23 protein-coding genes, 2 tRNA genes and 1 riboswitch are annotated in these 25,125 nt (G+C 49.7%); of the genes, 2 read left to right on the top strand and 23 right to left on the bottom strand.

From position 1 onward, the window contains the following. Positions 1 to 20: 20 nt before the first annotated feature. The 5 genes from ehuA to CHH67_RS24215 all read right to left on the bottom strand — a co-directional run bounded on the left by ehuA (position 21) and on the right by CHH67_RS24215 (position 4,786). Entirely contained in the window at positions 21 to 875 is an 855-nt protein-coding gene (gene ehuA / locus CHH67_RS24235) for an ectoine/hydroxyectoine ABC transporter ATP-binding protein EhuA (protein WP_095267934.1), read from the bottom strand. An 11-nt stretch (positions 876 to 886) separates the two neighbouring features. Then, complete coding sequence (ehuD, locus tag CHH67_RS24230; protein WP_095267933.1) at positions 887 to 1,549, bottom strand: ectoine/hydroxyectoine ABC transporter permease subunit EhuD; 663 nt, start codon at positions 1,547 to 1,549, stop codon at positions 887 to 889. Positions 1,550 to 1,551: 2 nt separating this feature from the next. Further along, positions 1,552 to 2,205, bottom strand: a complete 654-nt coding sequence (ehuC, locus tag CHH67_RS24225) for an ectoine/hydroxyectoine ABC transporter permease subunit EhuC (RefSeq protein WP_095267932.1) — start codon at positions 2,203 to 2,205, stop codon at positions 1,552 to 1,554. Between the two features lies 1 nt (position 2,206). Next, positions 2,207 to 3,061, bottom strand: a complete 855-nt coding sequence (gene ehuB, locus CHH67_RS24220; protein ID WP_230875734.1) for an ectoine/hydroxyectoine ABC transporter substrate-binding protein EhuB — start codon at positions 3,059 to 3,061, stop codon at positions 2,207 to 2,209. A 373-nt stretch (positions 3,062 to 3,434) separates the two neighbouring features. Then, positions 3,435 to 3,580: riboswitch (cyclic di-AMP (ydaO/yuaA leader) on the bottom strand. Positions 3,581 to 3,706: 126 nt separating this feature from the next. Beyond that, positions 3,707 to 4,786: an AI-2E family transporter gene (locus CHH67_RS24215; RefSeq protein ID WP_095267930.1), complete on the bottom strand. Its 1,080-nt coding sequence runs from the start codon at positions 4,784 to 4,786 to the stop codon at positions 3,707 to 3,709. A 219-nt stretch (positions 4,787 to 5,005) separates the two neighbouring features. Here CHH67_RS24215 and cls point away from each other — a divergent pair, with 219 nt between their 5' ends. Then, positions 5,006 to 6,454: a cardiolipin synthase gene (gene cls, locus CHH67_RS24210; RefSeq protein ID WP_095267929.1), complete on the top strand. Its 1,449-nt coding sequence runs from the start codon at positions 5,006 to 5,008 to the stop codon at positions 6,452 to 6,454. A 454-nt stretch (positions 6,455 to 6,908) separates the two neighbouring features. Beyond that, positions 6,909 to 7,805 (top strand): glycine betaine ABC transporter substrate-binding protein, encoded by an 897-nt coding sequence (locus CHH67_RS24205; RefSeq protein ID WP_095267954.1) that lies wholly within the window; start codon positions 6,909 to 6,911, stop codon positions 7,803 to 7,805. A 143-nt stretch (positions 7,806 to 7,948) separates the two neighbouring features. Here CHH67_RS24205 and CHH67_RS24200 read toward each other — a convergent pair whose 3' ends face one another. The 18 genes from CHH67_RS24200 to CHH67_RS24110 form a co-directional block, all read right to left on the bottom strand. Beyond that, positions 7,949 to 8,500, bottom strand: a complete 552-nt coding sequence (locus tag CHH67_RS24200; protein WP_095267928.1) for an NADPH-dependent FMN reductase — start codon at positions 8,498 to 8,500, stop codon at positions 7,949 to 7,951. Positions 8,501 to 8,630: 130 nt separating this feature from the next. Further along, positions 8,631 to 9,236 carry an ABC-2 transporter permease gene (locus CHH67_RS24195; protein WP_095267927.1) on the bottom strand — a complete coding sequence of 202 codons (606 nt, stop codon included), beginning with the start codon at positions 9,234 to 9,236 and terminating at the stop codon, positions 8,631 to 8,633. Next, a complete protein-coding gene (locus tag CHH67_RS24190) occupies positions 9,229 to 10,095 on the bottom strand; it encodes an ABC transporter ATP-binding protein (RefSeq protein ID WP_095267926.1) in 867 nt (288 codons plus the stop codon). The genes CHH67_RS24195 and CHH67_RS24190 overlap by 8 nt, the downstream gene beginning before the upstream one ends. 6 nt (positions 10,096 to 10,101) lie before the next feature. Further along, positions 10,102 to 10,473, bottom strand: coding sequence for a GntR family transcriptional regulator (locus tag CHH67_RS24185; protein ID WP_095267925.1), 372 nt, complete (start codon positions 10,471 to 10,473; stop codon positions 10,102 to 10,104). 15 nt (positions 10,474 to 10,488) lie between these two features. Continuing rightward, positions 10,489 to 10,794 carry a YfzA family protein gene (locus tag CHH67_RS24180; protein ID WP_095267924.1) on the bottom strand — a complete coding sequence of 102 codons (306 nt, stop codon included), beginning with the start codon at positions 10,792 to 10,794 and terminating at the stop codon, positions 10,489 to 10,491. A 568-nt stretch (positions 10,795 to 11,362) separates the two neighbouring features. Beyond that, positions 11,363 to 12,004 carry a hypothetical protein gene (locus CHH67_RS24170; RefSeq protein ID WP_095267922.1) on the bottom strand — a complete coding sequence of 214 codons (642 nt, stop codon included), beginning with the start codon at positions 12,002 to 12,004 and terminating at the stop codon, positions 11,363 to 11,365. A 196-nt stretch (positions 12,005 to 12,200) separates the two neighbouring features. Continuing rightward, positions 12,201 to 12,674 (bottom strand): GbsR/MarR family transcriptional regulator, encoded by a 474-nt coding sequence (locus CHH67_RS24165; protein ID WP_095267921.1) that lies wholly within the window; start codon positions 12,672 to 12,674, stop codon positions 12,201 to 12,203. A 30-nt stretch (positions 12,675 to 12,704) separates the two neighbouring features. Next, positions 12,705 to 13,508 carry an alpha/beta fold hydrolase gene (locus CHH67_RS24160; RefSeq protein WP_095398659.1) on the bottom strand — a complete coding sequence of 268 codons (804 nt, stop codon included), beginning with the start codon at positions 13,506 to 13,508 and terminating at the stop codon, positions 12,705 to 12,707. Positions 13,509 to 13,834: 326 nt separating this feature from the next. Beyond that, positions 13,835 to 15,667 carry a glutamine--fructose-6-phosphate transaminase (isomerizing) gene (gene glmS, locus CHH67_RS24155; protein ID WP_095267920.1) on the bottom strand — a complete coding sequence of 611 codons (1,833 nt, stop codon included), beginning with the start codon at positions 15,665 to 15,667 and terminating at the stop codon, positions 13,835 to 13,837. 211 nt (positions 15,668 to 15,878) lie between these two features. Next, positions 15,879 to 16,073, bottom strand: coding sequence for a hypothetical protein (locus CHH67_RS26615; RefSeq protein WP_218832083.1), 195 nt, complete (start codon positions 16,071 to 16,073; stop codon positions 15,879 to 15,881). Positions 16,074 to 16,421: 348 nt separating this feature from the next. Continuing rightward, positions 16,422 to 17,762, bottom strand: a complete 1,341-nt coding sequence (gene glmM, locus CHH67_RS24145; protein ID WP_095267918.1) for a phosphoglucosamine mutase — start codon at positions 17,760 to 17,762, stop codon at positions 16,422 to 16,424. A 51-nt stretch (positions 17,763 to 17,813) separates the two neighbouring features. Next, positions 17,814 to 19,268, bottom strand: coding sequence for a CdaR family protein (locus tag CHH67_RS24140; RefSeq protein WP_095267917.1), 1,455 nt, complete (start codon positions 19,266 to 19,268; stop codon positions 17,814 to 17,816). Then, positions 19,261 to 20,094 carry a diadenylate cyclase CdaA gene (gene cdaA / locus CHH67_RS24135; protein WP_095267916.1) on the bottom strand — a complete coding sequence of 278 codons (834 nt, stop codon included), beginning with the start codon at positions 20,092 to 20,094 and terminating at the stop codon, positions 19,261 to 19,263. Before cdaA ends, CHH67_RS24140 begins: the two co-directional genes overlap by 8 nt. Positions 20,095 to 20,296: 202 nt before the next feature. Next, positions 20,297 to 20,911, bottom strand: coding sequence for a zf-HC2 domain-containing protein (locus tag CHH67_RS24130; protein WP_095267915.1), 615 nt, complete (start codon positions 20,909 to 20,911; stop codon positions 20,297 to 20,299). Between the two features lie 131 nt (positions 20,912 to 21,042). Beyond that, positions 21,043 to 21,612, bottom strand: a complete 570-nt coding sequence (gene sigW / locus CHH67_RS24125) for an RNA polymerase sigma factor SigW (protein ID WP_095267914.1) — start codon at positions 21,610 to 21,612, stop codon at positions 21,043 to 21,045. Positions 21,613 to 21,862: 250 nt separating this feature from the next. Next, positions 21,863 to 24,646, bottom strand: a complete 2,784-nt coding sequence (gene ppc, locus CHH67_RS24120; protein ID WP_095267913.1) for a phosphoenolpyruvate carboxylase — start codon at positions 24,644 to 24,646, stop codon at positions 21,863 to 21,865. A gap of 267 nt (positions 24,647 to 24,913) precedes the next feature. Continuing rightward, a tRNA-Gly gene (locus CHH67_RS24115) sits at positions 24,914 to 24,987 on the bottom strand. Between the two features lie 11 nt (positions 24,988 to 24,998). Then, positions 24,999 to 25,072, bottom strand: a tRNA-Pro gene (locus CHH67_RS24110). Positions 25,073 to 25,125 lie beyond the last annotated feature (53 nt).

The following is a 25,125-nucleotide window of genomic DNA, read 5'->3' as shown; positions in this document are numbered from 1 at the left end:
TGTTCGCTCCTCTCGGCAGATCAAATTCCTTGTGCGCGGAAACGCTGCAAGAAGCTTTGCAGCCGCTCGCTCTGCGGGTTCTCGAAGATCTCCTCCGGCGTCCCCTGTTCCACGATTCTTCCATCCGCGCCGAAAATCACCCGGTCAGCGATCTCCTTCGCAAAGTCCATCTCATGCGTAATCAGCATCATGGCCATCTCGCCTTCCTCGGCAATCTCCCGAATCACCTCCAGTACCTCGCCCACCAGCTCGGGGTCGAGCGCCGAGGTCACCTCGTCAAACACCATCACCTTCGGCTTCATGACAAGGGCGCGGGCGATGGCCACCCGCTGCTTCTGTCCGCCGGACAGATGGGACGGGTACATCTTCAGCTTGTCGGCCAGCCCCACCTTCCCGAGCATGGACACGGCCCTCTCCTCGGCCTCCTCCTTGGACAGGCCCAGCACTTTGCGCGGCGCTTCGGTTACGTTGCGCAGCACATTCATGTGCGGAAACAGATTGAAATGCTGAAACACCATGCCAACATGGCCTCGCATCCGGTGCAGATGCTTCTCGTCGGCGCGCACGAGCCGGTCCTTGACCCGCATATGCCACAGCAGCTCGCCGTCAAGCTCAATTGTGCCCTCCGTCGGCTCCTCCAGCGTCATGAGCATGCGCCCCATCGTCGTTTTGCCGGAGCCGCTTGGGCCGATGACCGCCACCTTCTCCCCTGGCATCATCTCCAAATCAATGCCTTTGAGCACCTGCACATCCCCGAACGATTTGGTCACGCCTTGATATCTGACAATCGGCGTATTGCCTGTGCCCGGCTTATCCCGCAGGGATGCATTTTCCCTGGATGCTTCCTCTCCACTCTCAATGACGGTTGTCGACATCGTATCCCCTCCTACTTTCCTCTTAACAGATTCATGCGTTTCTCCAGTCTCTGCACCAGCAGGGAAGCGATGTAGCTGATCGCCAGGAACAGAATCCCGACCAGCGTATACGGCTCGAATGCCCGGAACGACTGGGACACCACATTTTTGGCCGTCAGCATCATCTCCACCAGCGTAATCGCAGACAGAATCGGCGTCTCCTTGAACATCACAATCAGATAATTGCCGAGCACCGGGATGATCGGCGGGATCGCCTGCGGCAGAATCACGATCCGCCAGGTCTGCCCCTTCGTATAGTTCAGTGCCGTTGCCGCCTCCCATTGCCCTTTCGGCACAGCCTCAATGCCTGAGCGGTACACCTCGGACAGATACGTGCTGTAATGAAGACCCAGACCGATGACCCCGGCATAGAAGGCCGGGATGGAAACGCCCATCAATAGCGGCAGGCTGTAATACAAGAAGAACACCTGAACGAGCAGCGGCGTATTTCGAATAAATTCAATAATGCCTTTGGTGACATAAGCCAGCGGCTTGAATCGGCTTCTTGCCGCAAGCGCCAGCAGCAAACCGACGATCAGCGATACGACAAATGAGCACAGTGTGATCCACACGGTCATTTTCAGCGCGCTTAACAGCTGCGGCAGCACATCAAGCACATAATTCCAATCCCACATCTCTATAGCCTCCCCGCTGTCAATTTCCGCTCAAGCAGCTTCACACCCACGGAGACCAGTGTTGCCATGACAAAATACATCAGCAGCAGCAAAACCAATATTTCCGTCGTCCAGGAGATGTAGTTGTTGCGGAGCACCATCGCCTGGTACGTAAGATCTGCCATCGTGATGAAATACACCAGCGACGTCGACTTGATCAGCTCCACCAGCTGATTGCCAAATGGCGGCAGCATGCGCAGGGAGGCTTGGGGAAGTATGATGTTCCACATTCGCTGCCACGGCTTCATATTGAGCGCCACCGCCGCCTCCCACTGTCCCTTCGGCACCGCAAGAATCGCACTGCGGACAATCTCGGAGCCGTAAGCGCCGAAGTTGAGTCCGATCGCCAGCACGGCCGCTGCCATCTTCGGCAGCTCGATCCCGATAAACGGCAATGCAAAGTACAGCCAGAACAGCTGCACCAGCAGCGACGTTCCCCGGAATACTTCCACGTACACCGCCATCACCGTCCGCACGATCCACAGTTTGGACAGGCGCCCCAGACCGGCAATAAAGGCTGCGACAATCGCCAGCACCGCGGATAGCAGCGCCACGATGACGGTGATCTCCGCGCCCTTCAGCAGGGTAGGCAAAAATTCAATCCAAGACGATGGCATCTTATTCCCCGCACGCTGCGACTGCCGTCATATCGCCAGGAAGCTCATCCTCGGTAAATCCGAATTCCTGCAAAATCTCCAGCAGCTCGCCAGACTCCTTCATCTTCTGCAGCTCCGCATTGTAAGCCTGTTGGAATTCCGTGTCGGCCTGACGGAATGCCGTGGCACCGTATCCGCGTACGCTCTCCCCGTCGATGACCGGCTGCTCGAAATCGGCGACCCGCTCAATCTGATCATCACTAGCCGAATCCAGCATCGCCTGCAGCGATGGACCCGTCATCGTAATCGCTTGAACCCGGTCGGCCTGCAGTGCGCTGATCGCGGACGCCTGGTCCGGAACCTGGATGATGCGCTCGGATGGAATCCCCGATTTCTCCATGTAGCCGATCTCCACAGCACCGGTCATGACGGCAACCCTCGCTTCCTCGTTCGCAGCGATATCCTCGTAGCTGCCAAGGTTCAGCGGGTTCCCCTGCTTCACGGCCAGCGCTTCGCCGATGCTGTACTCCGGATCAGCGAACAGGACAGCCGAGCAGCGGTCGGGCGTGATGAACATCCCGGCCGTGATCATGTCAAAGCGGTTCGCCTGCAGCCCGGCGATCAGCGAGCCGAATTCGGTAAGCTCCCCCCGCATTTCCCCAACGCCAAGCCGCTCGAGAATGACTCGGGCGATCTCGACCGCCTCCCCTGTCAGCTCGCCATCGGCCGTCTGATAGGCGTAAGGCTTCTCGTTCGCGAAGCCGACCGTAACATACCCTCTCTCGATCGCCTTCTCCAGCGTGCTGCCTTGATCCCCGCATGCTGCAAGCACGCTAACCAGCACCAAACTAAGCAACAACAGAGCCACTTTTTGCAATTTCAAACCTTCCCACAACCTTTCTTGAAATCTGTGAATGCCTGTTTTGGGCATGAATAAATAAACCTAGTAAACTCATATTTTAACTAGGTTTTCATAGGGTCAAAATCCGTTTCAACGCTCCCATTATCCAGCGTTAATAATCGACTTTTCCTTATACTCCACGTCACTTGTACCGCCTGTGGATATGCATATGGACTTGCTTGGCGCTTACTCTACGCCCGGTTGGATTGCCACCTCCTCTTCTTAACCAACGAAAAAAGACCTCTTGCAGGGGGATCCGAACATAGCTCCGCCAGCATGGGGTCAATGAAAAGAGAAAAGGCCCCTGTTCCATAGAATTAAGGGCCTTGGTATCAATCTCAATTATGTAATAAGACCCATCCACTGCTGACGAGGTTAGCTGACGGACTCGGGTAAGATGGTACCCTACACTTGACAATCAAGTGACTCGCCCCTAAAAAACTGGTTCCCCCGCTTTCCGGACTTAAGCAACCGGAAACTAAGCGTGTGTTCATAATACAGGGAATGCTAGGAAATGTCAAACCGATCCAGCCCTTTAAGCGGTGAAGGATCGGCTGAAAACCGCATCACACAAGGCATTCCGCAAACTTAAAGAATTCATTGACGGGGTGTTCATCCCCCCTATAACTGCTCCCATCTCTCCTTGAAGAACAGCTCGTAAATCCGGCTGATCAGAATTTTGAGAATCATGTAAACCGGAACGACCAGCAAGACTCCGATAATGCCAGCCAGGTCCTGTCCGACCAGGACAAGCACAATGATGGTGATTGGATGAATGTCCAGCTGCTTGCCAAAAATATACGGGCCGATCAGATTGTCTTGGATCTGCTGAGCCGCCAAAATAATGACAAGCGACCAGATCGCGGTGGATGGCGACTGGATCAAACCAATGATAATGATCGGGATCGAGGACACGATAGCCCCGATAAACGGGATGAAGTTCGCAATGACTGCAACGACCGTCAGCAGCAGCGCATACGGAAGCCCAATAATGATGAAGCCCACATACATCAAGATTCCCAGTGCAAAATTGACAATCACCCTACCTACGATGAAGCCTTTGAGCGCACTGTCGATTTCACCAAGCACCGACGTGCCGACTTCCTTGAAACGGTTCGGCAGAAAGCGGACGATCAGCTCGCCGAATTTGCCGCCCTCCTTCAGCATGTAGTACAGCAGGATCGGGAAGATGAACATAATGATCGCAAATTCCGATATAATTCCCACCAAATTCACGACATATTCCGTCAGGAACGTAAAGCCTCGGTTCAAATATTCTGTCAGCGTCGTTAACGGATTGAAGCCTTCCGGAAACACACCTTCCAGGAAGCCGCTTTGCTCCAGCTCCAGCATCTTCTTGTTCAAGGCCGCGAAAATCGCCGGCGCATTGTCCACCAGGGCAATGATCTGCGCTTTAAGAGAGGGCCAGACCCCGATGAGAAAGCCGACCAGGATCCCCCCAAACACAACGTAAAGCAGCAGAATCGCCAGCGTCCGGTTCATCTTCTTCCTCTCCATTAGAGCCACCAGCGGTCTCAGCAGATAATAGAAAAAACCACTCAGCATCAGCGGAACGATGATCACCGAAATAAAGGATAATAGAGGGTTGAATATGAAGCTGACTAACGAGCAAAGGTAAATGATAATCAGAACGAGAATAACGGCAAAACAGAACTTAAAAAACTTGTTCATCTTCAGCAATAGCGACTCCCCATCTCCTTATGTTTCAATTATCGTATCATGCAGAAGACCGGCTTTTCAAACGGCAGCGAAGAAGCGGGATACACATCCTTCTTGCCGCCTCAATTGACGCTCAATCTCACGGCCCATTTGGGTGCCGGATATATACTTCTTGTAACAGCTCCAGTATAATATGAAGCGTTATCCGGACAAGGCTGAAAGGTAGGGGGAACTTTTTTCATGGATGTTACGTCCATCATCATTAGCTTCATCTTCGTCCTTAATATCGCATTGGCCGTGATCGTTGTGTTTCAGGAGAGGCGGGATGTCGGCTCGACATGGGCCTGGCTGCTCGTTCTATTCTTCATTCCGGTACTCGGATTCGTGCTGTACCTGCTGTTTGCTCAGAATTTGCGGCATATCCGCCTGTTCCACTGGGATGATCTCCAGAAGACCGGTATTGAGAAGGTGCTGCTTGCCCAGATGAGCGACATTAACAGCGGGCAGTTTTCGTTCCGCAACCGGGTTGCGGCCTGCAACAGCGATTTGATCCATATGCACATCAACGAGAATCAGGCGATCCTGACCGATGATAACCATGTGGAGATTTTCACCGACGGTAAAGAGAAATTCGATCGGTTGTTCCAGGACATTGAGGAAGCCAAAGAGTATATTCATCTCCAATATTACATCATTCGTAGAGACCAGCTGGGCAAGCAACTAATCGCCGCCCTGACCCGCAAGGCCAAGGAAGGCGTGAAAGTCCGCGTGCTGTACGACGAGCTGGGCTCCAGAAAGCTGACCAAAGGCTTTTTCAAAAAGTTCCGGGAAGCTGGCGGAGAGGCCGAGGCGTTCTTTCCGTCCAAACTGCGCTTTGTCAATCTGCGTCTGAACTATCGGAATCACCGCAAGCTGGTCATCATCGACGGCGACATCGGGTATGTCGGAGGCTTCAACGTCGGAGACGAGTATCTCGGACTCAACTCCAAATTCGGCTACTGGCGGGATACTCACCTAAGAATCCAGGGACAAGCGGTATATGCGATGCAGGTCCGGTTCATTCTGGACTGGAATCAGGCGTCCCATCATCATGACATCTCCTATGAGCCGAACTTGTTTCCCAAGATCAATTCGCCCGGCAATGTGGGCATCCAGATCGTGACGAGCGGTCCCGACTCGGAGTATGAGCATATCAAAAACGGGTATATCAAAATGATCTCGGCGGCCAAAAAATCCATTTACATTCAGACACCTTACTTTATCCCGGACGCCAGCCTGCTCGATGCGCTTCGGATCGCTTCGCTCTCCGGCGTGAAGGTACACATCATGATTCCGGACAAGCCGGATCATCTCTTTGTGTACTGGGCCACCCTCTCCTATATCGGGGAGATGCTGAAGACGGGAGCGAGCGTGTACCTGTACAACAATGGCTTCATCCATGCCAAAACGATCATTGTCGATGAAGAGATCGCCTCTGTCGGAACGGCCAACATCGATGTTCGCAGCTTCAAGCTGAACTTCGAGGTCAACGCCTTCCTGTACGACGATTTCATCTCAAGGTCTCTGACCGAGACATTCCATCAGGATATGCGGGTATCGCGGCTGCTCACGCTGGAGGATTATGAGAAGCGGTCGCGCTGGATTCGGACCAAGGAGTCGATTTCCCGATTGCTGTCGCCGATTCTGTAGGGTCGAAGTGACAGAAAGCCGGCAGTTTCGACCGCCGAGGAAGCAAAGCCAATGAATCACCTCATTCAGACATTGTCTTGAGTGGGGTGATTTTTATTGGCTTACGAATGAAACGAGCATAAATATTCCTGTTGCTAACTCGGTGTGTTTCCCCTGAAATCCTACTCATCCACAAAAAAAAAATAATATTTTTTTATACGAAATGTATACGGCGATGATTTTTGAGAAATAGCGAGCATCCAAGCGTAATCGGCATTATACTCACGTTCGGTTTATACAGTTTTTTCTGTATATTCTTAATAAACAGCCGTTTTCATTTGTGAAAAATTTCATTGTTTGTTATCATGACGGTGTTGTTACGACAAGCGACTGTCGCAATTCGTCAAACGTTGTCTACTTCTGCAGAATGTAACGCCGGCATAGAAACGACGATTACAGATGGGGGAAACGCATGATGAAGAATACACGGAAATGGATGATGTTTCTTAGTTTAGCTATGGTACTCATATTAGGAGCCTGTTCTTCCAATTCTGCCTCGGGTGCGGAACAAGTGACCGCCGGAGAGCAGGTTAAATATACGATTACGGGTACGGATCCAGGCTCAGGCCTTATGAGGCTGACAGCCCAAGCCATGGAAGATTATGATTTGTCGAATTGGACCTTGACGGAAAGTTCGGCAGCGGGCATGACCGCCCAGCTCGATGCAGCTTATAACAATAAACAGCCGATTGTTTTTGTAGCCTGGTCCCCGCACTGGATGTTTAACACCTATGATCTGAAATATCTCGATGATCCCAAACTGACTTACGGAGAGCCTGAAGAGATTCACACGATTGCCCGTCTTGGACTGAAGGATGATCATCCGGTAGCCTATGAATTTCTGGACCGCTTTCACTGGACGGCCGACGATATGGGTGAAGTGATGATTGATATCCAGAACGGAATGGATGCGGAATCCGCTGCTTCCAAATGGGTGGAGGAGAACGAGGCTAAAGTTCAGGAATGGATCGAAGGCTTGGAGCCCGTAAACGGCGATCCGTTCACCCTCAGTTTTGTCATGTGGGATTCCGAGCTTGCGAGCACCAGCGTTGTCCGCTATGTGCTTGAAGAGAAGCTCGGTTACAAGGCGGAGGCCTTGCAGGTGGAGATCGGACCGATGTGGATTGGTGTTGCCAACGGTGACGTAGACGCCATGGTAGCTGCCTGGCTGCCGGTGACTCATGCGGATTATTGGGAGCGATATGCCGACCAGCTCGACGATCTTGGAGCTAACATGGTAAATGTGAAATCCGGATTGGCTGTTCCGGCCTATATGGAAGACGTAAATTCCATCGAAGATTTGAAGTCCTAAACTGAATTGTACACGATGTGGGAAGGCACCTTTAGGATTTATCATGGGGGCCTTCCTTTTCTAGCTATTTAAAAAGAAATCAGACACGGCCTGTAAGCCGTATCTGATATTCGCGTTATCTATGCCTTTATTTGAACGATACTTTAAACTCGCAGCGTCTTTAGCGCCCCGCTCCAAGCAACCACTTGGTCGAGCATGGCATTGACATTGTCCAGATGCAATTCAGCCGGTTTAAAGGTTGCGAAATTCTCAAAGTCCGTGAACAATGACAATGTCGGATGAACCCGTACATCTGCAATCATCAATTCGCCGAGAATACCGCGCAAATGCTCAGCGGCGCGTGCGCCTCCGGTCGAACCATAGCTGACAATGCCTGCTGCCTTGTTATTCCAAGGTTCACGAGCTAAGTCAAGCGCATTTTTCAAGGCTCCGGTAATGCTGTGGTTGTATTCTTGCACGATGAACACAAAACCGTCCAGGCTGTTCAGCTTTTCATTCCAAGCTGCGATACCCGGCTCGGATCCGTCTGTCGTGCCAAGCAGCGGCAAATTGTAGTCTGCAATATCCACAATCTCATAATTGGCGTCGCCACGCTGATCTGCAATCCCCTTAACCCACTCGCCTACTTGCGGACTTACCCGTCCTTGTCTTGTGCTCCCTAGAATAATGCCTACGTTCAATTTCTCATTTGCCATTGTACTTTCCTCCCTTTTCTATATTACTTACCAACTCGTCCAAAATATAGTCCATTCCAACTGCTACTTCTATCATACCTTAAAGTCTTAAAAATCTCAATATTAAGATTAAGGAAAAACAGCATCGTTCTTAGAATGCTTTTCGCTGGTAAATCGTCGTCGTAATGGCCCAAGATACGGCATAAATGCCGATGATCACGATCGTCGCTCCCGTATATAAAGCCGGCATAGACAAGCTAAGGAGAAAATCAGTGACCGCCGTTACATGCTCGGCGATAAGGTTTGCAACATAAGGGCCCACCCCTACCAGAACGATAAAACCAATAAGAACCGCCGATGTAATATGCCCCGGTTTAAAGATATAGAACAGCGGGAAGGTAAAGGCCGCAAACACGATAAACAGCCCTGCGCCAATCGCGATATCCGTCAGTGTAAACGGTTTGTTGAATATGAATAATGCCAAGCTGGTCAGAACGATGGAAAGCAGCATATACACAATCGCACCCAGATAACGCGCTGCGATAATTTCCGTGCGGGTGTAAGGCAAGGAATTCAGCAGGATATTCGTCTCTGCCCTTTCATCATAGGCATACGTATTAAAGGGAATGAAGACGCTGGCAACGAGAAAAATGAAGAAGGGGTCCTTGCTCATAAGGATAAAAAAGATAATAAAAGGTAAGAAGATTAAAAGATGCCTCTTCTGCAAAATCACATCGCGCCGAATCAAATTAAACATAGCTTTCTCTTCCTTTCATATAGTACATAATGTCCTCCAAAGACGCCCGTTCCGTCACAACCGCTCCCCCGAAAATATGCTCCACTTCCTTAACGTTATCCGTTAATGCCACAAAGCCTGTCGGCGCACGATGTATGTGAACAAACGCCCGCTCCGTATCCTTGTCCAGCAGATCCGTTGTTCCTTTCACGAGCGCATAGTTCTCAGCAACGTCGTGAATCGTTTGATTGAAGACAAGCTTCCCCTTCTGGATCAAAGCGATGTAATCCGCAATCCGATCCAGATCTGTTGTAATATGCGTCGAAAAGAAGATCGTTCGGTTGCCATCCAGCATTAATTCTTGCAACAAGTCGAGCAGTTCCCGGCGAAAAATGGGGTCAAGCCCTGCTGTCGGCTCATCCATAATGATCAGCTCCGCATGATGGGACAACGCGATCGCAAGCGACGCCTTCATTTGCATCCCTTTGGAGAAGGTCTTGATCGCTTTGCCCAGCGGCAATTCGAATTGTTCCACATAGCGTTCGAAGAGCGTATCGTCCCAGCGCTTGTACGCAGGGCCCACGATCCGCTTGATATCTTTCAAGTTCAGCCCTTCAAAAAATACATTGCCATCATATACAAACCCGATGCGCTCCTTGATCGCCTTCTCATGCGTCTTGTAGTCCAGACCGAATATCCGGATCTCTCCAGCATCAGGCCTGAGCAGGTTCATGATCATTTTGATCGTGGTCGATTTGCCGGCGCCATTGGCTCCGATAAATCCCGTCACATACCCTTGCTTCACTTCGAGATTCATATTATGAACGGAAAATCCTTTAAACGTTTTGCTTACATTGATCAATTCAATAACATGCTCCATCCCGTCTCACTCCTCATATAAAAGCTTCAATAATTGCTGCAGCTCATCCAGAGACAAGCCGATCTCCCTGCTGTTCGTGATCACCGCGCTCAGCTGCTCCTCAATAACCTTCAGCTTCTTCTCCCGGATCACCTCCAGGTTCTGTTCAGCGACAAAGGAACCCTTTCCGACAATGGAGTAGATGAAGCCTGCCTTCTCCAATTCCTCATAGGCCCGTTTGGTTGTGATCACACTGATCTGCAAGTCTTTCGCGAGCTGGCGTATGGAGGGCAAGGCTGTCCCTTCCTGCAATTCGCCTCCCAGAATGAGCGCCTTCATCTGATTCGTAATCTGCTCATAGATCGGCTCCTTGGAACTGTTCGATATAACAATTTGCATGCCCATCCCTCTTCTTTAAGTTTTGGAAATCCAAGCGGATTTTATGTCCTGCACAGCCACAACCAGTATCGATATCACTTGCACGGTCATGAACATATTAAAAAACGGATAGCTATAAGGCGTAATCCATTCTGTGAACAGTTTTGAGTCCAGAATCCACCGCCCCAACTGGGCAAACCAATTGTTGCTATCATTGATCCTTGGCTCCAGGAATGTACCATCCACGGCAAAAAAGATCAGTTGAAAAACGATAAATACAGCGATGATGCTCAGCCATTTCTTCACTTGACTGGCTTGAACGGATTGTTCTGTTCCTGACATTGGCTCGCTCTCCCCTCACCTTTCACTTTCATGATGTTAGAATATCCTTCTTTTCGATCTTATATAATGTATATATACTATATACACATTATATACACAGTGAAAGGCGATGTGCAACCATTTTTGTTGATGATAACGAAAATAAAACTCCTCATAAAGCACCAGGCTTAATTATTTCACTGTCAATTGTAAGGGAGCATATCCGTTCAGTCGGCCGAACAGTATGCATATATCGTCTGATAAGTGCAAGTTCGTATCGAAGGGCCCCTGTCCTCCTTGCATGATTATCCCTTTCGTTCAGGAGGCAAAGCCAGCGGAGAGTGCGACATGAGCAAGCGATTTCGCGGGCCATTCGCGGGCGGTTCACGAGCGATTAGCGAGCGATTAGAGGAAGAGGAACAAGGGACGGGTCAAAGCATGTTTCTGAGTTCCCTGATTAAAAGGGATCATGGCGCTAAGCACCCGGAAAGGGATTGTGGATCAGCACAACCTGAAAACAAAATAGGCGATTTATTCCCGATAGACTCCGGAAACAAATCGCCGTATAAACTCTTATTCTTCTACATCGTTAAAGGCTGATGCTTTTGTCAATAAATTTAACGGTACCGTTGGAAATTGAAGATTGTAACAGTTGGTCTTTAAATTCTTGAAGAACTGTAGCGGGATCGGCTGGTTCCTTTTGAGCAGAAGCATGTTCATTCCATATCTTTTCAGCTAAATTTTGACTCGATAAGATCTTCTGATACTGGCCTGGGGCAATTTTCTCCCAATGCTCTTCCTCGGTGACTCCCGATGCTTCAATTAACATTTTGTGTGTATCCTGTACTTCTTTGGGCTGTTCACTTAATAAGTCCCTCATTTTGTTTGCTTCTTGTCTGCCTTCCTCTAACGTTGCGGATACACCTTCTTGTTCGGCTAATTGTAAGAATAACTCTTCTTTAATCATATGTTTAAGAATGTCAGAGTCGGTAACGTTTGATACTGATTGGGAAATACTATTGAGCTCCTTGTAGTTTAATACATCCGTATTGGTAATTTCTTTGGGGCCGACTTGGACCAGTACCTTCTTCTCCACCTTTTCATTACGGTCTGTATTGCTTTTGATACGGCTCAGTTCTGATGTAAGTGGATCAATTGCAGAAGACGATACTACACCAAATGTAAGAGCTCCTGTCAGTAAAAGTCCTAAAGCAACCATCGTTTTTTTCATTGGTTTATGCCTCCATTACCAGGGTGTAAGCCCAGACTGGACTATCGGGACATTAACGCCACGTAACTCCTGGGCACCAGCTCTCCATGTTACCTATATAACTAAACGCACAGAAATGATAAAGGGTTACGGACTAAAGCATAAAAAAGCAAAAATACCGAAGGTATTGGGGTTAATTGTAAACCTATTACCTACTTCAATCCTTGATTTCCTGCCTCCACACAAACAGCAACTTTTCATGACTAGAGATCATACCATCGACCCAAAGGAGCATTTCAGCAAAATTCTTATTCGCATTAGATTGCCCTTCGACTGCCTTTAAACCTTGTTCTACAATCTTTCGCAAGTTTTTAAAACCGTCAATCCTCGTTCTTATGGCATTATCCCATATGGATTCACTGACGGAATAATAGTCTGTTCGATCACCTACAACGGATACTTTCTCTAACAGCCCCATAGAGACGAGGAGTCTCACGTTAGTCGATACACTCCCTCTGCTTACCTTTAAAAGATTAGCCATTTGCTCCGCAGATACAGGCTGATTCGAAACTAATAATAATCCTAAAATTCTTCCACCAATTCGTGGAATCCCATGGTCCTCATAATAAACACCCAGCTTTTCGACAAAGGCTCGTTTTTCTTCATCATACTCCAGTTCTTTAACGTCCATGACTGAATCTGCCTCCCTGTCTACACTTATCTATTGATCATTCAAAAATTCCCATAAGCTCGTATTAAATTGCGAAGGATTATCCTGATTCGCACAATGACTTGCATTGGCTATTTCAACCAGCCTACAATTGGGTTCGCTAGATGCCCAGGAAGGGGCAATTTTTTTAATATTCCCTGTTTGATCATGTTCGCCATAAACAAGCAAAATAGGCTTATTTATTGTATATCCCTCTTCGTAATGAAGACAGGCTGCAGTGGCTAAAAATATTTTAACAAAATCCTTTTTTCCTATAAGATTAAATGTCTGCTGTAAATAATCCTGTACATGCGGTTGTAACGCACTGGCCTTCACACTTGCATGAACCAAGTTGCTCCATGGATACATCCGAGTTATAAGCGGTGTTAAATATAAATAAAACCTCTCCATCGCGGTCAATTTCATTGTATTGCAGGTACAATCAATCAGTACAAGTTTCTCTACTTTGTGGGGATGATAAAATGCCATCTCTTGTGCTGTATTGCCACCCATCGATTGACCTACAAACGTCGCCTTCTCTATTCCTTCTATCTTCATGATCTCTATTAGATCTTCCATCAATAATTTTATGCTAAATTTATCACCCATGGGTCTGGATAAACCGTGCCCCCTCGCATCCCAAAGCAAAAGATTGAACGCCTTATCAACCACGGGTATTTGTTCATTAAACATCTTGTGATCAGCACCGGCACCATGTAACCATATTAGCCATGAATCTTTCCCCTGATTTGAAATCCAATAATGGATATTACAGCCGTCCTTACTCATTACTTTTTCTAACAAATCATTATTCACAGAGATTCCCTCCCTTTATGAAACTCCGATCGCTTACAAGTCCATGTTACCCTTTTTAATTATTTTAGTAAATACTGAAACTGCTGAAACGGATGAAGCATTATAACATTCCTTTAGTACCTCTCATCGTATGGATATTTCTCATTGAATTTGTGAGTGCACTGGTACGGATCGCTAGGATTGTTTCCGTTTTTGACAATAAAAAAACCGAAGGCCTCCCGGAAAAGTACCGGAAAAACCTTCGGATTTTTTATTTAAGAACCTTAACTTTATCTATGCAGGAGTCGTTAATGAAGACAAACCCCTTCGTACCCCGTAACCCCTACTTACTCCACCGTCACGCTCTTCGCCAGATTTCGTGGTTTATCCACGTCGTGGCCGAGCGCCAAGGAAGCGTAGTAAGCCAGCAGCTGCAGTACAACAACCGACAAGGCCGGGCTGAGCAGCGGCAATGTTTTCGGAATCGCAAACGCTTGGTCGACAGACTTCAGCAGGCTTGCAACATGCTCTTCATACGTGATGGCCAGTACGTCAGCACCGCGTGCCTTCACTTCCTTGATGTTGCTAACGGTCTTCTCCAGCACACTTTCCTGTGTCGCCAGGGCAATGACCGGAATGCCGTCCTCAATCAGCGCCAAGGTACCATGCTTCAGCTCACCCGCAGCATATGCTTCGGAATGAATATAGGAAATCTCCTTCAGCTTCAGAGAGCCCTCCTGAGCCACAGCATAATCCAGGCCACGACCGATGAAGAACAGATGCTCATGCTTGGAGATCTGCTCGGCATAATTCTTGATGGCGTCCGCCTGCTTCAGCATCGATTCGACCTGCTCCGGCAGCGCCTGCATCGCTGCGATCGTGTGTGCGATCTGCTCCGGTGTCTGGGTGCCGCGCACCTGAGCCAGATACAAGCCCAGCAGGTTGAAAGCAATGAGCTGGGAAGTATACGCTTTGGTCGAGGCTACCGCGATTTCAGGACCCGCCAGCGTCGCGATCACATCGTCTGCATCACGGGCAATGGAGCTTCCCACCACGTTGGTGATGGCCAGCACGTGTGCGCCGTTGGCCTGAGCTTCACGGAGAGCGGCCAGCGTATCTGCTGTCTCACCGGATTGGCTGACTACGATCACGAGTGTATCCTTGTTCACGATCGGCGAACGATAGCGATACTCGGAAGCTACATCCGTCTCCACCGGAATGCGAACCAGCTGCTCGATGATCGTGCGGCCCACTAGCCCTGCATGGTACGCTGTACCACAGGCGACAATCTGGATGTTGCGAATGTTCTTGATCTGGTCCTCCGTCAGCTTCAGCTCCGGCAATACTACTTTTTTGCCGCTGGCATCAATGCGTCCGAGCATCGTATCCCGATAAGCCTTCGGCTGTTCGTGGATTTCCTTAAGCATGAAGTGATCGAAACCGCCTTTTTCCGCTGTGACGGCATCCCAATCGACACGGATCATTTCCCGAGAAATAAAATTCCCCTCGATCGTCATCAGTTCGACAGCATCGGCTGTCAGCAAGGCCATCTCGCCATCGTTCAGAATGTAGACATTGCGCGTATATTTCAGAATGGCCGGGATATCGGAACCGATAAAGTTCTCCCCTTCGCCAATACCGATAATAAGCGGGCTCGCTTGTCGAACAGCCACCAGTCTGTCCGGCTCGTACTCTGTCAGCACACCAAGCGCAAAAGCCCCTCTCATATGGGTAATCGCCTTCTGAACCGCTTTTACAATGTCTCCATCGTATTCTCTAGCGATCAGGTGAGAGATCACTTCAGTATCCGTCTCGGACACAAACTCATGCCCCTGGCTAATCAACTCTTCCTTGAGCTCCAGATAATTTTCAATAATGCCGTTATGAACGACCGAAAACTTCTGACTTTCGTCCGTATGCGGGTGAGAGTTAACGTCCGATGGCTTGCCATGCGTAGCCCAGCGCGTATGACCAATTCCAGCTGTTCCGACCAGCGGCGCCTCTTCCAGTCTTTGCTCTAGGTTCGCCAGACGTCCCTTCGCCTTGGCAATACGAAGCCCTTCACTCGTAAAGACTGCAATTCCGGCAGAGTCATAACCACGATACTCCAGCTTCTTCAGACCTTCAAGCAACACCGATTGCGTTTTCTGCGTTCCAATATATCCAACAATACCACACATTGTATAATTCCTCCGTTCGGGTTTCCGTATATGATGAGGTGTGGATCCCCTGAACATGACGCCAAGTGCGGTATGTCGAAAGAAGAATGATGAATTATTCAATTGTCAACGTACAATCCAAACCCCTCGGGCTCAGTCAGTTATTGAATATACATGAATGCACTCTTCTTTCACCGTCTTTACGCATGCTCTGGTTCGTACACCCATGGTTTTATGATTGATTGGCACCCTGCCGGAACATTGTGTGAACGGTCGCCCATTCATTTTCCGTATCCGACTTACGGCTATGGTGCAATACCGGGAGGTCCCCGCCGAACATTCCGAACACCTCCACCTCGTCAGCTTGCTGATCCGCCCCCTGGCCGTCTTCGCATCCTGAACCGATGATCAAGAAACGATATGCCAAGCACCTGCGGTCGTCAAGCTCTGGCGCTTGTATAACTCGTGATCTACCTCACTACCCTCGCTTTCCATTCCTGAATGACATTCTATATTATATTCACATGGATCTCGTTTGGCAACTCGCGTTCGACTTATCCCGACACGAGTCCACTCGCCGTACGATTTCAAACAGAGATTAACTAGTTCTGTCGGGCAATCCCCTGCCACACGCCTACGGCGCTAGCAGCTATGCGGTTTGCCTCCTCAGATCCTTCCTATCTATACCCGAACGCAGAGCCGATGAAGCAAGCAGCTGTAGCTCCACCGACCCTGTGTTCCAACACCCGCCCCCTGAAAAAACACGACTCAGGAATCAGGCAAGCTCCCGCTTCACAACATCAGCGATCTGGGTCACATAACGGTCCAGTTCGTCCTTATCCGGTCCTTCTGCCATCACCCGAATCAAAGACTCGGTCCCAGACGGCCGCACGAGTACCCGGCCATTATCGCCAAGCTTCTGCTCGACTTCCGAAATGGCCGCTTCGATCACGGCATTGCCTTGATACTTGCTCTTGTCCCCGACACGCACGTTAACGAGAACCTGCGGATATTTGCGCATGCTTCCTTTCAGCTCATGAAGCTTCTTCCCGGATGCCACGATGGTATCCACCAGCTGAATGCCTGTCAGAATGCCGTCCCCTGTCGTATTGTAATCTAGGAAAATGACATGGCCAGACTGCTCGCCACCCAGATTATACCCGCCGCGACGCATCTCTTCCATGACATAACGATCACCTACAGCGGTCTTGGCGGTTTTCAGTTTCAGACTGTCACACGCCTTGTAAAAGCCGATATTGCTCATGACCGTTGAGACAATTGTGCCTTCCTTCAGCTTGCCGGCCCGGTTCATCGCCTCTCCGCAAATGCACAGAATATAGTCGCCATCGACTTCTTCACCCTTATGGTCGATCGCAATCAGCCGGTCTGCATCACCGTCAAAGGCAAGCCCAACATCTGCACCATGTGCCAGCACCGCTTCAACGAGCTTCTCGGGATGAGTCGACCCGCAGTTGTCGTTAATGTTCAGCCCGTTAGGCTCTGCACCAATCGCAATGACCTCGGCGCCCAGCTCACGGAACAATTTAGGTGCCAGTTCATAGGCTGCGCCGTTCGCGCAATCCAGCACGATTTTCAACCCGTCGAAACGGTTCGCAATCGTCGTTTTTAAATAATCAAGGTATTTAAATTTCGATTCATTATCGACCCGAAGCTCGCCCAGCTCGCCGCCAATTGGGCGAGGAAGCGTATCGGTCTCGGCATCCATCAGTTCCTCGATCTTCAGCTCGGTTTCATCGGACAGCTTGAAGCCATCCCCGCCAAAAAACTTAATGCCGTTATCCTCCACCGGATTATGCGAGGCTGAGATCATCACTCCGGCGTCCGCCTTCAGCAATCTTGTAATATAAGCAACCGCCGGTGTCGTTACAACACCGAGGCGGATCACATGCGCACCGATCGACAGCAGGCCTGCGATCAGTGCGGATTCCAGCATGGCACCCGATACCCGGGTGTCCATACCGATCACAACCGTCGGTTTCTCCTTATCTCCAGTCAGCACATATCCGCCGCAGCGGCCGATGCTGTATGCAAGCTCCGCGGTAAGCTCCTTGTTGGCAATGCCTCTAACTCCGTCTGTACCAAAATATTTCCCCATTTGTATACTCCTTTGTCCCTTAACGGTTATATATCTTTGTTATCTGTTCAGTTATTGTCCTTCGCCCGTGCCGTCGCCAGGCTTCGTCTCTGGCTCCTCAGTGCCTTCTGCCGGTGGCCGGACGGTTCCCTCATCTGAACCGCTGCCTTCACCGCTGTCAGCCGGAGGTGCCTGCGGCGGCCCTTCCGGCACGGCCGGCGGGTCCTGCTTCTCTGCCTCGGTTTGATCCGCTTCGGCCCCCTGTTGATCGGGCTTGGTTGACGCGGGTGTCGATTTCTCCTTGAGCTCGACCTGAACCGTGACCCGCTCCTGATCGGTTCGCATAACAAAATCTGGAAGTGAAATTTGCAGGGGCACCTCATGAACCCCTGCGCTCATGCCGGATAAATCGGCTTCAGCCTGAATGTCCGCAGGCCCGAGTCCCCTTAAAATATCCGGAGCTCCGGCAACCTCCAGCGATATCGATTGACTCCTGGGCTCCCGAATGGCAGCCTCCAGGCCAGCCGGTACGCCGTTTAATACGATCGGAATGCCGTCTATGACTTTTTCTTCATGAGCGACAACGGTCACTTCGACATCGACAGAGCTCGGCTCGATTTTCTCAAAACCTACAGGCGGCGTCAAGTCAGTCGTAAGCACTGTTGTTCCCGAATTGGTGATTTTCCCCAAATCGATCGTGACCCGGAAGTAGTCCTCCGCTCCTGCCAGCGCCTCCTGATTGCCGAAGAGACGAACCTCTTTCACCTTGCTCTCCACTTTCGACAATACGAGATGGTCCGGCAGCCGGCCAGTGTAATCCACATCCAGCGGAACCGATACAAATGCTGGTTCAACGGGCACTTCCGCCGCAACGGTGGATGGCTCAATGACCGCGTCCTCCATTGGGTTGCCTAGTTTATCATATGCCGTTAGTCGGATTCGTTTCTCCGTCACCGTCTCGTCGGCCCCGTCCAGGTTGATGAATCCTTTCACTTCACCAAGCTGCTCCATCTCCGATTCAGGCAAGGTGACCGTGACCTGGCGTGGTTCTATGAGCATAGGCGTTCCGGCCCGATAGTCCTTCGCAGGCTCCCCTGTCGTGCCAATACTTACCGTTACCGAGCGCGTGACCCGCTTCTCGACAGTCACCGTCACCTGTGACGGCTCCATCGAGACCAGCTCTACCCCGCTCGGGACGGAGTACGTGAGAGGCAACGTATGCGTTCCCGGCTCTTTGACCCCGCTGAGGTCAAGTCTGACTTTGTATTCGTCCTTCACCAGCCGGATTTGCGACAGCTTTCCTCTCACCTCAAGATCCACACGATCCTTGTCGATGCCTGTGAGCGCATAGTGGCTGTCATCAAAACCGAACGTCTGAATCTGGACGCCCTCTATGAGGCGCGTATCAATGAAAGTTGTCGGCGGCGCGGGGGTCCCGTTATCCATATGAACCATGGCCCATAACAATACACTGACTGCCAGCGCGATCAGTTTGCTGACGTTGTTGTTATTGATCCATTTATCCATTGCGGTCTTCCCCCTTCCGTTTCCAGAAGAAAAACGAACGCTTTTCTTTAATCGAGGCTGCCGGCTTCAGTTCCTCATACAGTTTGGAAATAAGCGATTCCTCCTTGATATCGCGCACCACCTGCCCGTTAAGCGCAAGGGAGATTTGTCCGGTTTCCTCGGATACTACGACCGATATCGCATCGCCGGTCTCACTAATCCCGATAGCCGCCCGGTGGCGGGTTCCCAGCTCCTTGCTGATGAACGGGTTCTCTGACAGCGGCAGATAGCAGCCTGCTGCTGCAATCTGTCCGCCCTGAATAATCACCGCGCCATCATGAAGGGGCGTATTCGGAATGAAAATATTGATCAGCAGCTCTGAGCTGATGATCGAACGCATCTGGATTCCAGACTCCACATATTCATTCAAACCCGTCTTTCGCTCGAACACAATTAATGCGCCAATTTTTCGACGGGATAAATAGTTTACAGCCTTAATCGTTTCGCTGATTACTTTATTCGTTTCCTCATCCATGTCCGCCGTCCGGCCGAACATCTTTCCTCTTCCCAGCTGCTCCAGACCTCGTCTGAGCTCCGGCTGGAATATAATGAAGATCGCAAGCACACCAAAGGTAAAGATTTGATTCATCAGCCATTTCAGCGTGTACAAATCAAACCATGTACTTAAAGCCCAGATTACAACCAGTACAAGGATACCTTTCAACAGCTGAACTGCCCTGGTACCCCGAACGAGTAAAATCAACTGATATATAATATAGGTAACGATAAGTATATCGATGATATCTTTAATGGATTCTTTCCACGTCATATCCGCAAAATACCCCATACAGCAACCCCCGTCATTCCTTTAGTCGTGCTGGCAAACATATATATAGTATGTACTCTATACTATCTAGGTTATAACGTTAGACCTCACGATGCAAGCGAATGCCCCTGTCAACGGCCGATTCCTGCCATTAAACAACAAAACAAGCGCCGTCTTTTCATTGAAAAGAGGCGCCGTTCATCATTAGGAATCTTACGATTCGTTAGCGGTAAGCGACATCCGTGAACAGACTGGTGATTTTGTACCATATCCAATCCATTGCCTTATCAATATCTTTAACTTGACCTGATATATGAGCCGTCGATGCCTGGAAAAGCTCACCATCGATAACCGTCAGATTGCCGTCCACCTGACCGTATACTTTGGTTTTTCCGTTCTCGATCGTAATGTCGCCGGTAATCGTCTGACCCTCGGGTATAATCACTGTTTTACCTTCGATCACCAGCTTCTCCAGCTCATCGGTCTTCACAACCAGCTGATTGCCTTGATTCCACAGGCTAAGCGTGCTGCAGAACATGACAAGCAGGAACAAAGCGGCCGCTGTAATTGCAGGATGATTCCTCACCCAGTTGACCCATCGCTTCTGCGTCTTCGGCTTTGGAATCATAGCCATAATCCGATCGGTTAAATCATCGGACGGCCTCGTATCATGATGTGTTAAAGAAAACAGCAGCATATCCGTCTGCTGGAGCTTCTCAAAATAATTCCGACAGTCAGCACATTCCAACAAATGTTTCTTCAATTCCAGCTGCTGCGGCTCGGACAAGTCATTATCCAGATAATCATGCATCAAAGAGACGGCTAATTTGCATTCCATTATGAGCCAATCCTTTCATTAAATCTCTTTGCTGGGTCTACTCCCTCGTAAGGGCATAAGACTTGCTTAATGTTCATACGCGCCGGAATCGAGGATGTTTCATCTTTTTTCTATCCAATAATTCTAATTACTTACAATTTGTATTCCAGTTTCTTACGTAAAAATTCCCGACCACGATGCACTCTTGTTTTGATCGTTGTCACCGGCAAGTCCATAACCTCACTGATCTCCTGCAACGACATGTCCTGTATGTATCTCAGAATCATGATCGTCTTGTACTTGGCAGGCAGTCCATCAATCGCCTGGTGAATAATCCGCTGGGTCTCCGACAGAAGCGTCTCGCTCTCCGGCGTGCGGTTATCGCTAGGTATAAAGGCGTATCCGTCGGTCCCTTCGTTGTCGCTCACCTCGGCGTCCAAAGAAAAGGAAGGCTTGCGCTTGCGCAGCCTATCAATGCTAAGGTTGGTGCCAATCCGGTAAATCCACGTCGAGAACTTCTGATTATCGTCGTAGCGGTCGAGATTTTTGTAGACTCGCAGGAAAGTCTCCTGTACCACGTCCTCGGCCTCATGCCGATTGCTCAGCATTCGATAAGCCAAATGAAATATTTTATCCTTATATAACTCCACGATCTCGGCAAACGCTCTTTGATCCCCTTTCCGGGCGAGCTTTGCCAATCTAACATCTAAATTGTCCACCATAACTCCCCCAGAATGGTCTGATGGGTAACGTATAACAAGCATCATTCAAAATGGTAATTCAACTGTTTCTAAAATGCAACAAATTTTCAAAATCCATCATCCTGTGTGATCGAGATACATCCTACATCAACCTTCATCGCAACGATATGATAAATAAAAAGCGAGACCCCTACATATGAGGAGTCCCGCCTGTAATTAACCGGAAGTGGTTCACTTCATCTTGCATGATCCTAATCAAGCAGGAAAGCGATTAGCCCGTATTCCGAAGACCTGCAGCGATTCCGTTAATGGTCAGCAATACTTCTCGCAGCAGTTCAGGATCGTCCTGACTCTGTTCCCTGAGCGTGCGAAGCTCATTCAGCAGCTGCACCTGCAAGTAACTGAGCGGGTCCACGTACGGATTGCGCAGACGAATGGATTCCTGCAGAACAGGCTGATTATCTAGAATCTCCTGTTGGCCCGTAATTTTGAGGACAAGATCTTTGGTCAGGTTAAACTCTTCCTGAATTTGTCCAAAGATGCGCTCACGCGCGTCCGTGTTTTTCACCATGTTCGAATATTCTTTGGCAATGATCAGATCCGCCTTGGCCATCGCCATCTGCAGCGTGTCGATCAGCGATGTGAAGAACGGAAAGTTCTTATACATCTGCTGAAGCACCTTCAGATTCTCTTCCTTGCCCTGATAGAAGCTCTGCAGGCCTGTACCGGCCGCATACCATGCAGGAAGGAGGTAACGGCTCTGCGTCCATGCAAACACCCAAGGAATGGCACGCAGGTCCTCAAAACGGTCACTGTTCTTGCGCTTGGAAGGACGTGAACCGATATTGAGTTCGCCGACCTCAGGCAGTGGCGTTGATTCTTTGAAGAAACTCAGGAAATCCGGATCACGGAAGATGAGGTCCTGATATTTCTTCTGAGCCACTTCCGAGATGCTAGCAGAGATTCGCAACCACTCCTCATTCGTTTCAGCCTGCGGATAGCGGGCCTGCACCGAAGCCGTAATCAAGGCCGATGTTGCCTGCTCCAGACTGCGGTAAGCAATCCCTTTCAGGGAATAACGAGAAGAGATGACTTCGCCTTGCTCCGTAATCTTGATGCCACCGGCAATCGTTGAAGGCGGCTGCGCCATAATGCTGCGGTTAAGCGGCATTCCTCCGCGACCGAGCGATCCGCCGCGGCCGTGGAAATATTTCACCTTGATGCCAAAATCATTGGCAACCGCGGTAATTTCCTTGAGCGCCACCTGCAGCTCCCAGTTCGCTGTGACGGCTCCGCCATCCTTGTTGCTGTCGGAGTAGCCAAGCATAATCTCCTGCAGATCCCCCATGGCCAGAACAGCTTCCCGGTAAATCGGAAGGTTGAACAGCCTGCGCATAATGTCAGGCGCAGCATGCAAATCCTCAATCGTCTCAAACAGAGGAGCTGCCTGCAGGGTAGCGGTGACATGACCGTCCGGATCTTTACGGAAGAGGCCAACCTCCTTGGCAAATACCATAACCTCCAGAATATCGCTTGCTCCTTCGGACATACTGATGAGATAGCTCGAGATACAGTTGCGGCCAAACTCCTGCTGTGCACGGAACACCGTCCGATATACCTCAAGGCATTCCTCTGTACTGTCGCTGTACTCCTGATAAGGCGTTGTCAAAGGACGCGGATCATTCAGCAGGTTATTCAGCAGTTCCACCTTCTCATCCTCCGTAAGGGAGGCGTAGTCCTGCACCACGTTCATTTTCTGCAAAATTTCAGCCATGGCATTCTCATGCTCCTGGCTATGCTGCCTGATGTCCAGGGTGGCGGTATGGAAGCCAAACAACTCTACCTGGCGAATCAGCTTTTGAATATAAGTATCTGCGACATAGTCAGCAAAGTGGAAGCGCAAGCTTCGGTCGATGACTTTCAGGTCCTCGATAAACTCTTCCGGACTCTGATAACATTCGGTGCCGGTCATATTCTCGTCGAGAATATGCATCATTTTGGCCAGCATATAAGTAAGTTTAATCCGATACGGCTCTTTCTCGTTGTGCCAGATTTCCATCTTCTTCAGGGTCACCTGACTGCGATCCTTCTCGATCGATTGAAGCAGTTCGTCAGATACGGAGACCATCGATGAGCTGAAGCTGAGATACTTCATCAGCTCTACCAGAATGCGCTGATACTCCCGGATGGCCAGCTTACGCTGCATTTCAAGCGTCTTCCACGTAACGTCAGCCGTAACCGAAGGGTTGCCGTCGCGGTCCCCTCCGATCCAGGAGCCAAAACGTAGGTACGTAGGAACATGCCAACGGTGCCCTGGGTAGTATTTGTTCAAACAGCGCTCCAGTTCTTGATAAACCTCTGGCAAAACGTGAAACAGTGTTTCGTGAAAATAATACATTCCGTTTCGTACTTCATCCAAAACCGTCGGCTTGCGGTCGCGCAGCTCGTCGGTTTGCCATAGCGTGATCACTTCATTCAGCAGTTTTTCCCGAAGCTGTTCTCTTTCACGGAATGTGAGTGTCGGATTGTCGAGCAGCATCACATCTTCTGCAATCCGTTTGTGGATATCCAGAATCGCTCGACGCATCGCTTCGGTCGGGTGAGCTGTCATTACCAACTCCAGAGACAGCCCTTCGAGAATTTCTTGAACCTCTTCATAAGGAATGTTGCGTTCCTTCAGGTCCTGCACAGCACTTTCAATTGAGCCTGGTTGCACGCTTTCGCCCGCTGAACGTTCATAATCCCGTTTCCGGCGAATACGGTGGTTCTGCTCCGCAATGTTGACAAGCTGAAAGTATATAGCGAAGGCCCGAATCACCTGGTGGCGGATATCCGGCTCCAGCGTGCTGATCATGTTCTTGAAATCAGCAAACAATTCAGGCAAGAAGACCGATCGTAACGATTTACTCGTCTCACGTATTTTCTCCACGATATCTAACAGCTCATTGCCCCCTTGATGGACAAGAACCTCCCCGAGAATGTTCCCCAGAAACCGTACATCTCGCCGCAGTAGGTTGTTGGAATTGCTCTTTGCGGTTACTGTGAGTTCAGTCATACTTCTCCTCCCATCTAAACCCGAATCAGTTTATCTGTAGAATCCAGACTTAACGCCTTCCTAACATCATACAATAAAAACGGACGAAAATCTCCATTTTTCCCGCGATTTCCCCGCGAAAAATTAACCAAAACACCACAAAAGCCTCATCAAGTTGCGCCTTCAGCCCTTATACGACGGGCCTTCCTTTATTACATTAATACTTTGCAGAACAATGGCATCAAGATGTAAAAAAAACACCACGGTAAAGTGATGTCTGTCTATGTATGGAGCGGGTGATGGGAATCGAACCCACGCTACCAGCTTGGAAGGCTGGAGTTCTACCATTGAACTACACCCGCAGATGTAAAGATCGGGATGACACGATTTGAACATGCGACCCCCTGGTCCCAAACCAGGTGCTCTACCAAGCTGAGCTACATCCCGATAAATATAAACTTGAAAACCTTGATCCATTCAGCTCATGTTCGAAGCATAAA

Source organism: Paenibacillus campinasensis, from assembly GCF_002272015.1.
GTDB classification, from domain to species: domain Bacteria; phylum Bacillota; class Bacilli; order Paenibacillales; family Paenibacillaceae; genus Paenibacillus_AQ; species Paenibacillus_AQ campinasensis.
This window is presented reverse-complemented; position numbering and strand designations above follow the sequence as displayed.

What these genes read in the sequence shown, in the direction of transcription:
- ehuA (WP_095267934.1), bottom strand. Translation starts at nt 875, where the DNA reads ATGTCGACAACCGTCATTGAGAGTGGAGAGGAAGCATCCAGGGAAAAT.
- ehuD (WP_095267933.1), bottom strand. Translation starts at nt 1,549, where the DNA reads ATGTGGGATTGGAATTATGTGCTTGATGTGCTGCCGCAGCTGTTAAGC.
- ehuC (WP_095267932.1), bottom strand. Translation starts at nt 2,205, where the DNA reads ATGCCATCGTCTTGGATTGAATTTTTGCCTACCCTGCTGAAGGGCGCG.
- cls (WP_095267929.1), top strand. Translation starts at nt 5,006, where the DNA reads ATGGATGTTACGTCCATCATCATTAGCTTCATCTTCGTCCTTAATATC.
- CHH67_RS24205 (WP_095267954.1), top strand. Translation starts at nt 6,909, where the DNA reads ATGAAGAATACACGGAAATGGATGATGTTTCTTAGTTTAGCTATGGTA.
- CHH67_RS24200 (WP_095267928.1), bottom strand. Translation starts at nt 8,500, where the DNA reads ATGGCAAATGAGAAATTGAACGTAGGCATTATTCTAGGGAGCACAAGA.
- CHH67_RS24195 (WP_095267927.1), bottom strand. Translation starts at nt 9,236, where the DNA reads ATGTTTAATTTGATTCGGCGCGATGTGATTTTGCAGAAGAGGCATCTT.
- CHH67_RS24190 (WP_095267926.1), bottom strand. Translation starts at nt 10,095, where the DNA reads ATGGAGCATGTTATTGAATTGATCAATGTAAGCAAAACGTTTAAAGGA.
- CHH67_RS24185 (WP_095267925.1), bottom strand. Translation starts at nt 10,473, where the DNA reads ATGCAAATTGTTATATCGAACAGTTCCAAGGAGCCGATCTATGAGCAG.
- CHH67_RS24180 (WP_095267924.1), bottom strand. Translation starts at nt 10,794, where the DNA reads ATGTCAGGAACAGAACAATCCGTTCAAGCCAGTCAAGTGAAGAAATGG.
- CHH67_RS24170 (WP_095267922.1), bottom strand. Translation starts at nt 12,004, where the DNA reads ATGAAAAAAACGATGGTTGCTTTAGGACTTTTACTGACAGGAGCTCTT.
- CHH67_RS24165 (WP_095267921.1), bottom strand. Translation starts at nt 12,674, where the DNA reads ATGGACGTTAAAGAACTGGAGTATGATGAAGAAAAACGAGCCTTTGTC.
- glmS (WP_095267920.1), bottom strand. Translation starts at nt 15,667, where the DNA reads ATGTGTGGTATTGTTGGATATATTGGAACGCAGAAAACGCAATCGGTG.
- glmM (WP_095267918.1), bottom strand. Translation starts at nt 17,762, where the DNA reads ATGGGGAAATATTTTGGTACAGACGGAGTTAGAGGCATTGCCAACAAG.
- CHH67_RS24140 (WP_095267917.1), bottom strand. Translation starts at nt 19,268, where the DNA reads ATGGATAAATGGATCAATAACAACAACGTCAGCAAACTGATCGCGCTG.
- cdaA (WP_095267916.1), bottom strand. Translation starts at nt 20,094, where the DNA reads ATGGGGTATTTTGCGGATATGACGTGGAAAGAATCCATTAAAGATATC.
- CHH67_RS24130 (WP_095267915.1), bottom strand. Translation starts at nt 20,911, where the DNA reads ATGGAATGCAAATTAGCCGTCTCTTTGATGCATGATTATCTGGATAAT.
- sigW (WP_095267914.1), bottom strand. Translation starts at nt 21,612, where the DNA reads ATGGTGGACAATTTAGATGTTAGATTGGCAAAGCTCGCCCGGAAAGGG.
- ppc (WP_095267913.1), bottom strand. Translation starts at nt 24,646, where the DNA reads ATGACTGAACTCACAGTAACCGCAAAGAGCAATTCCAACAACCTACTG.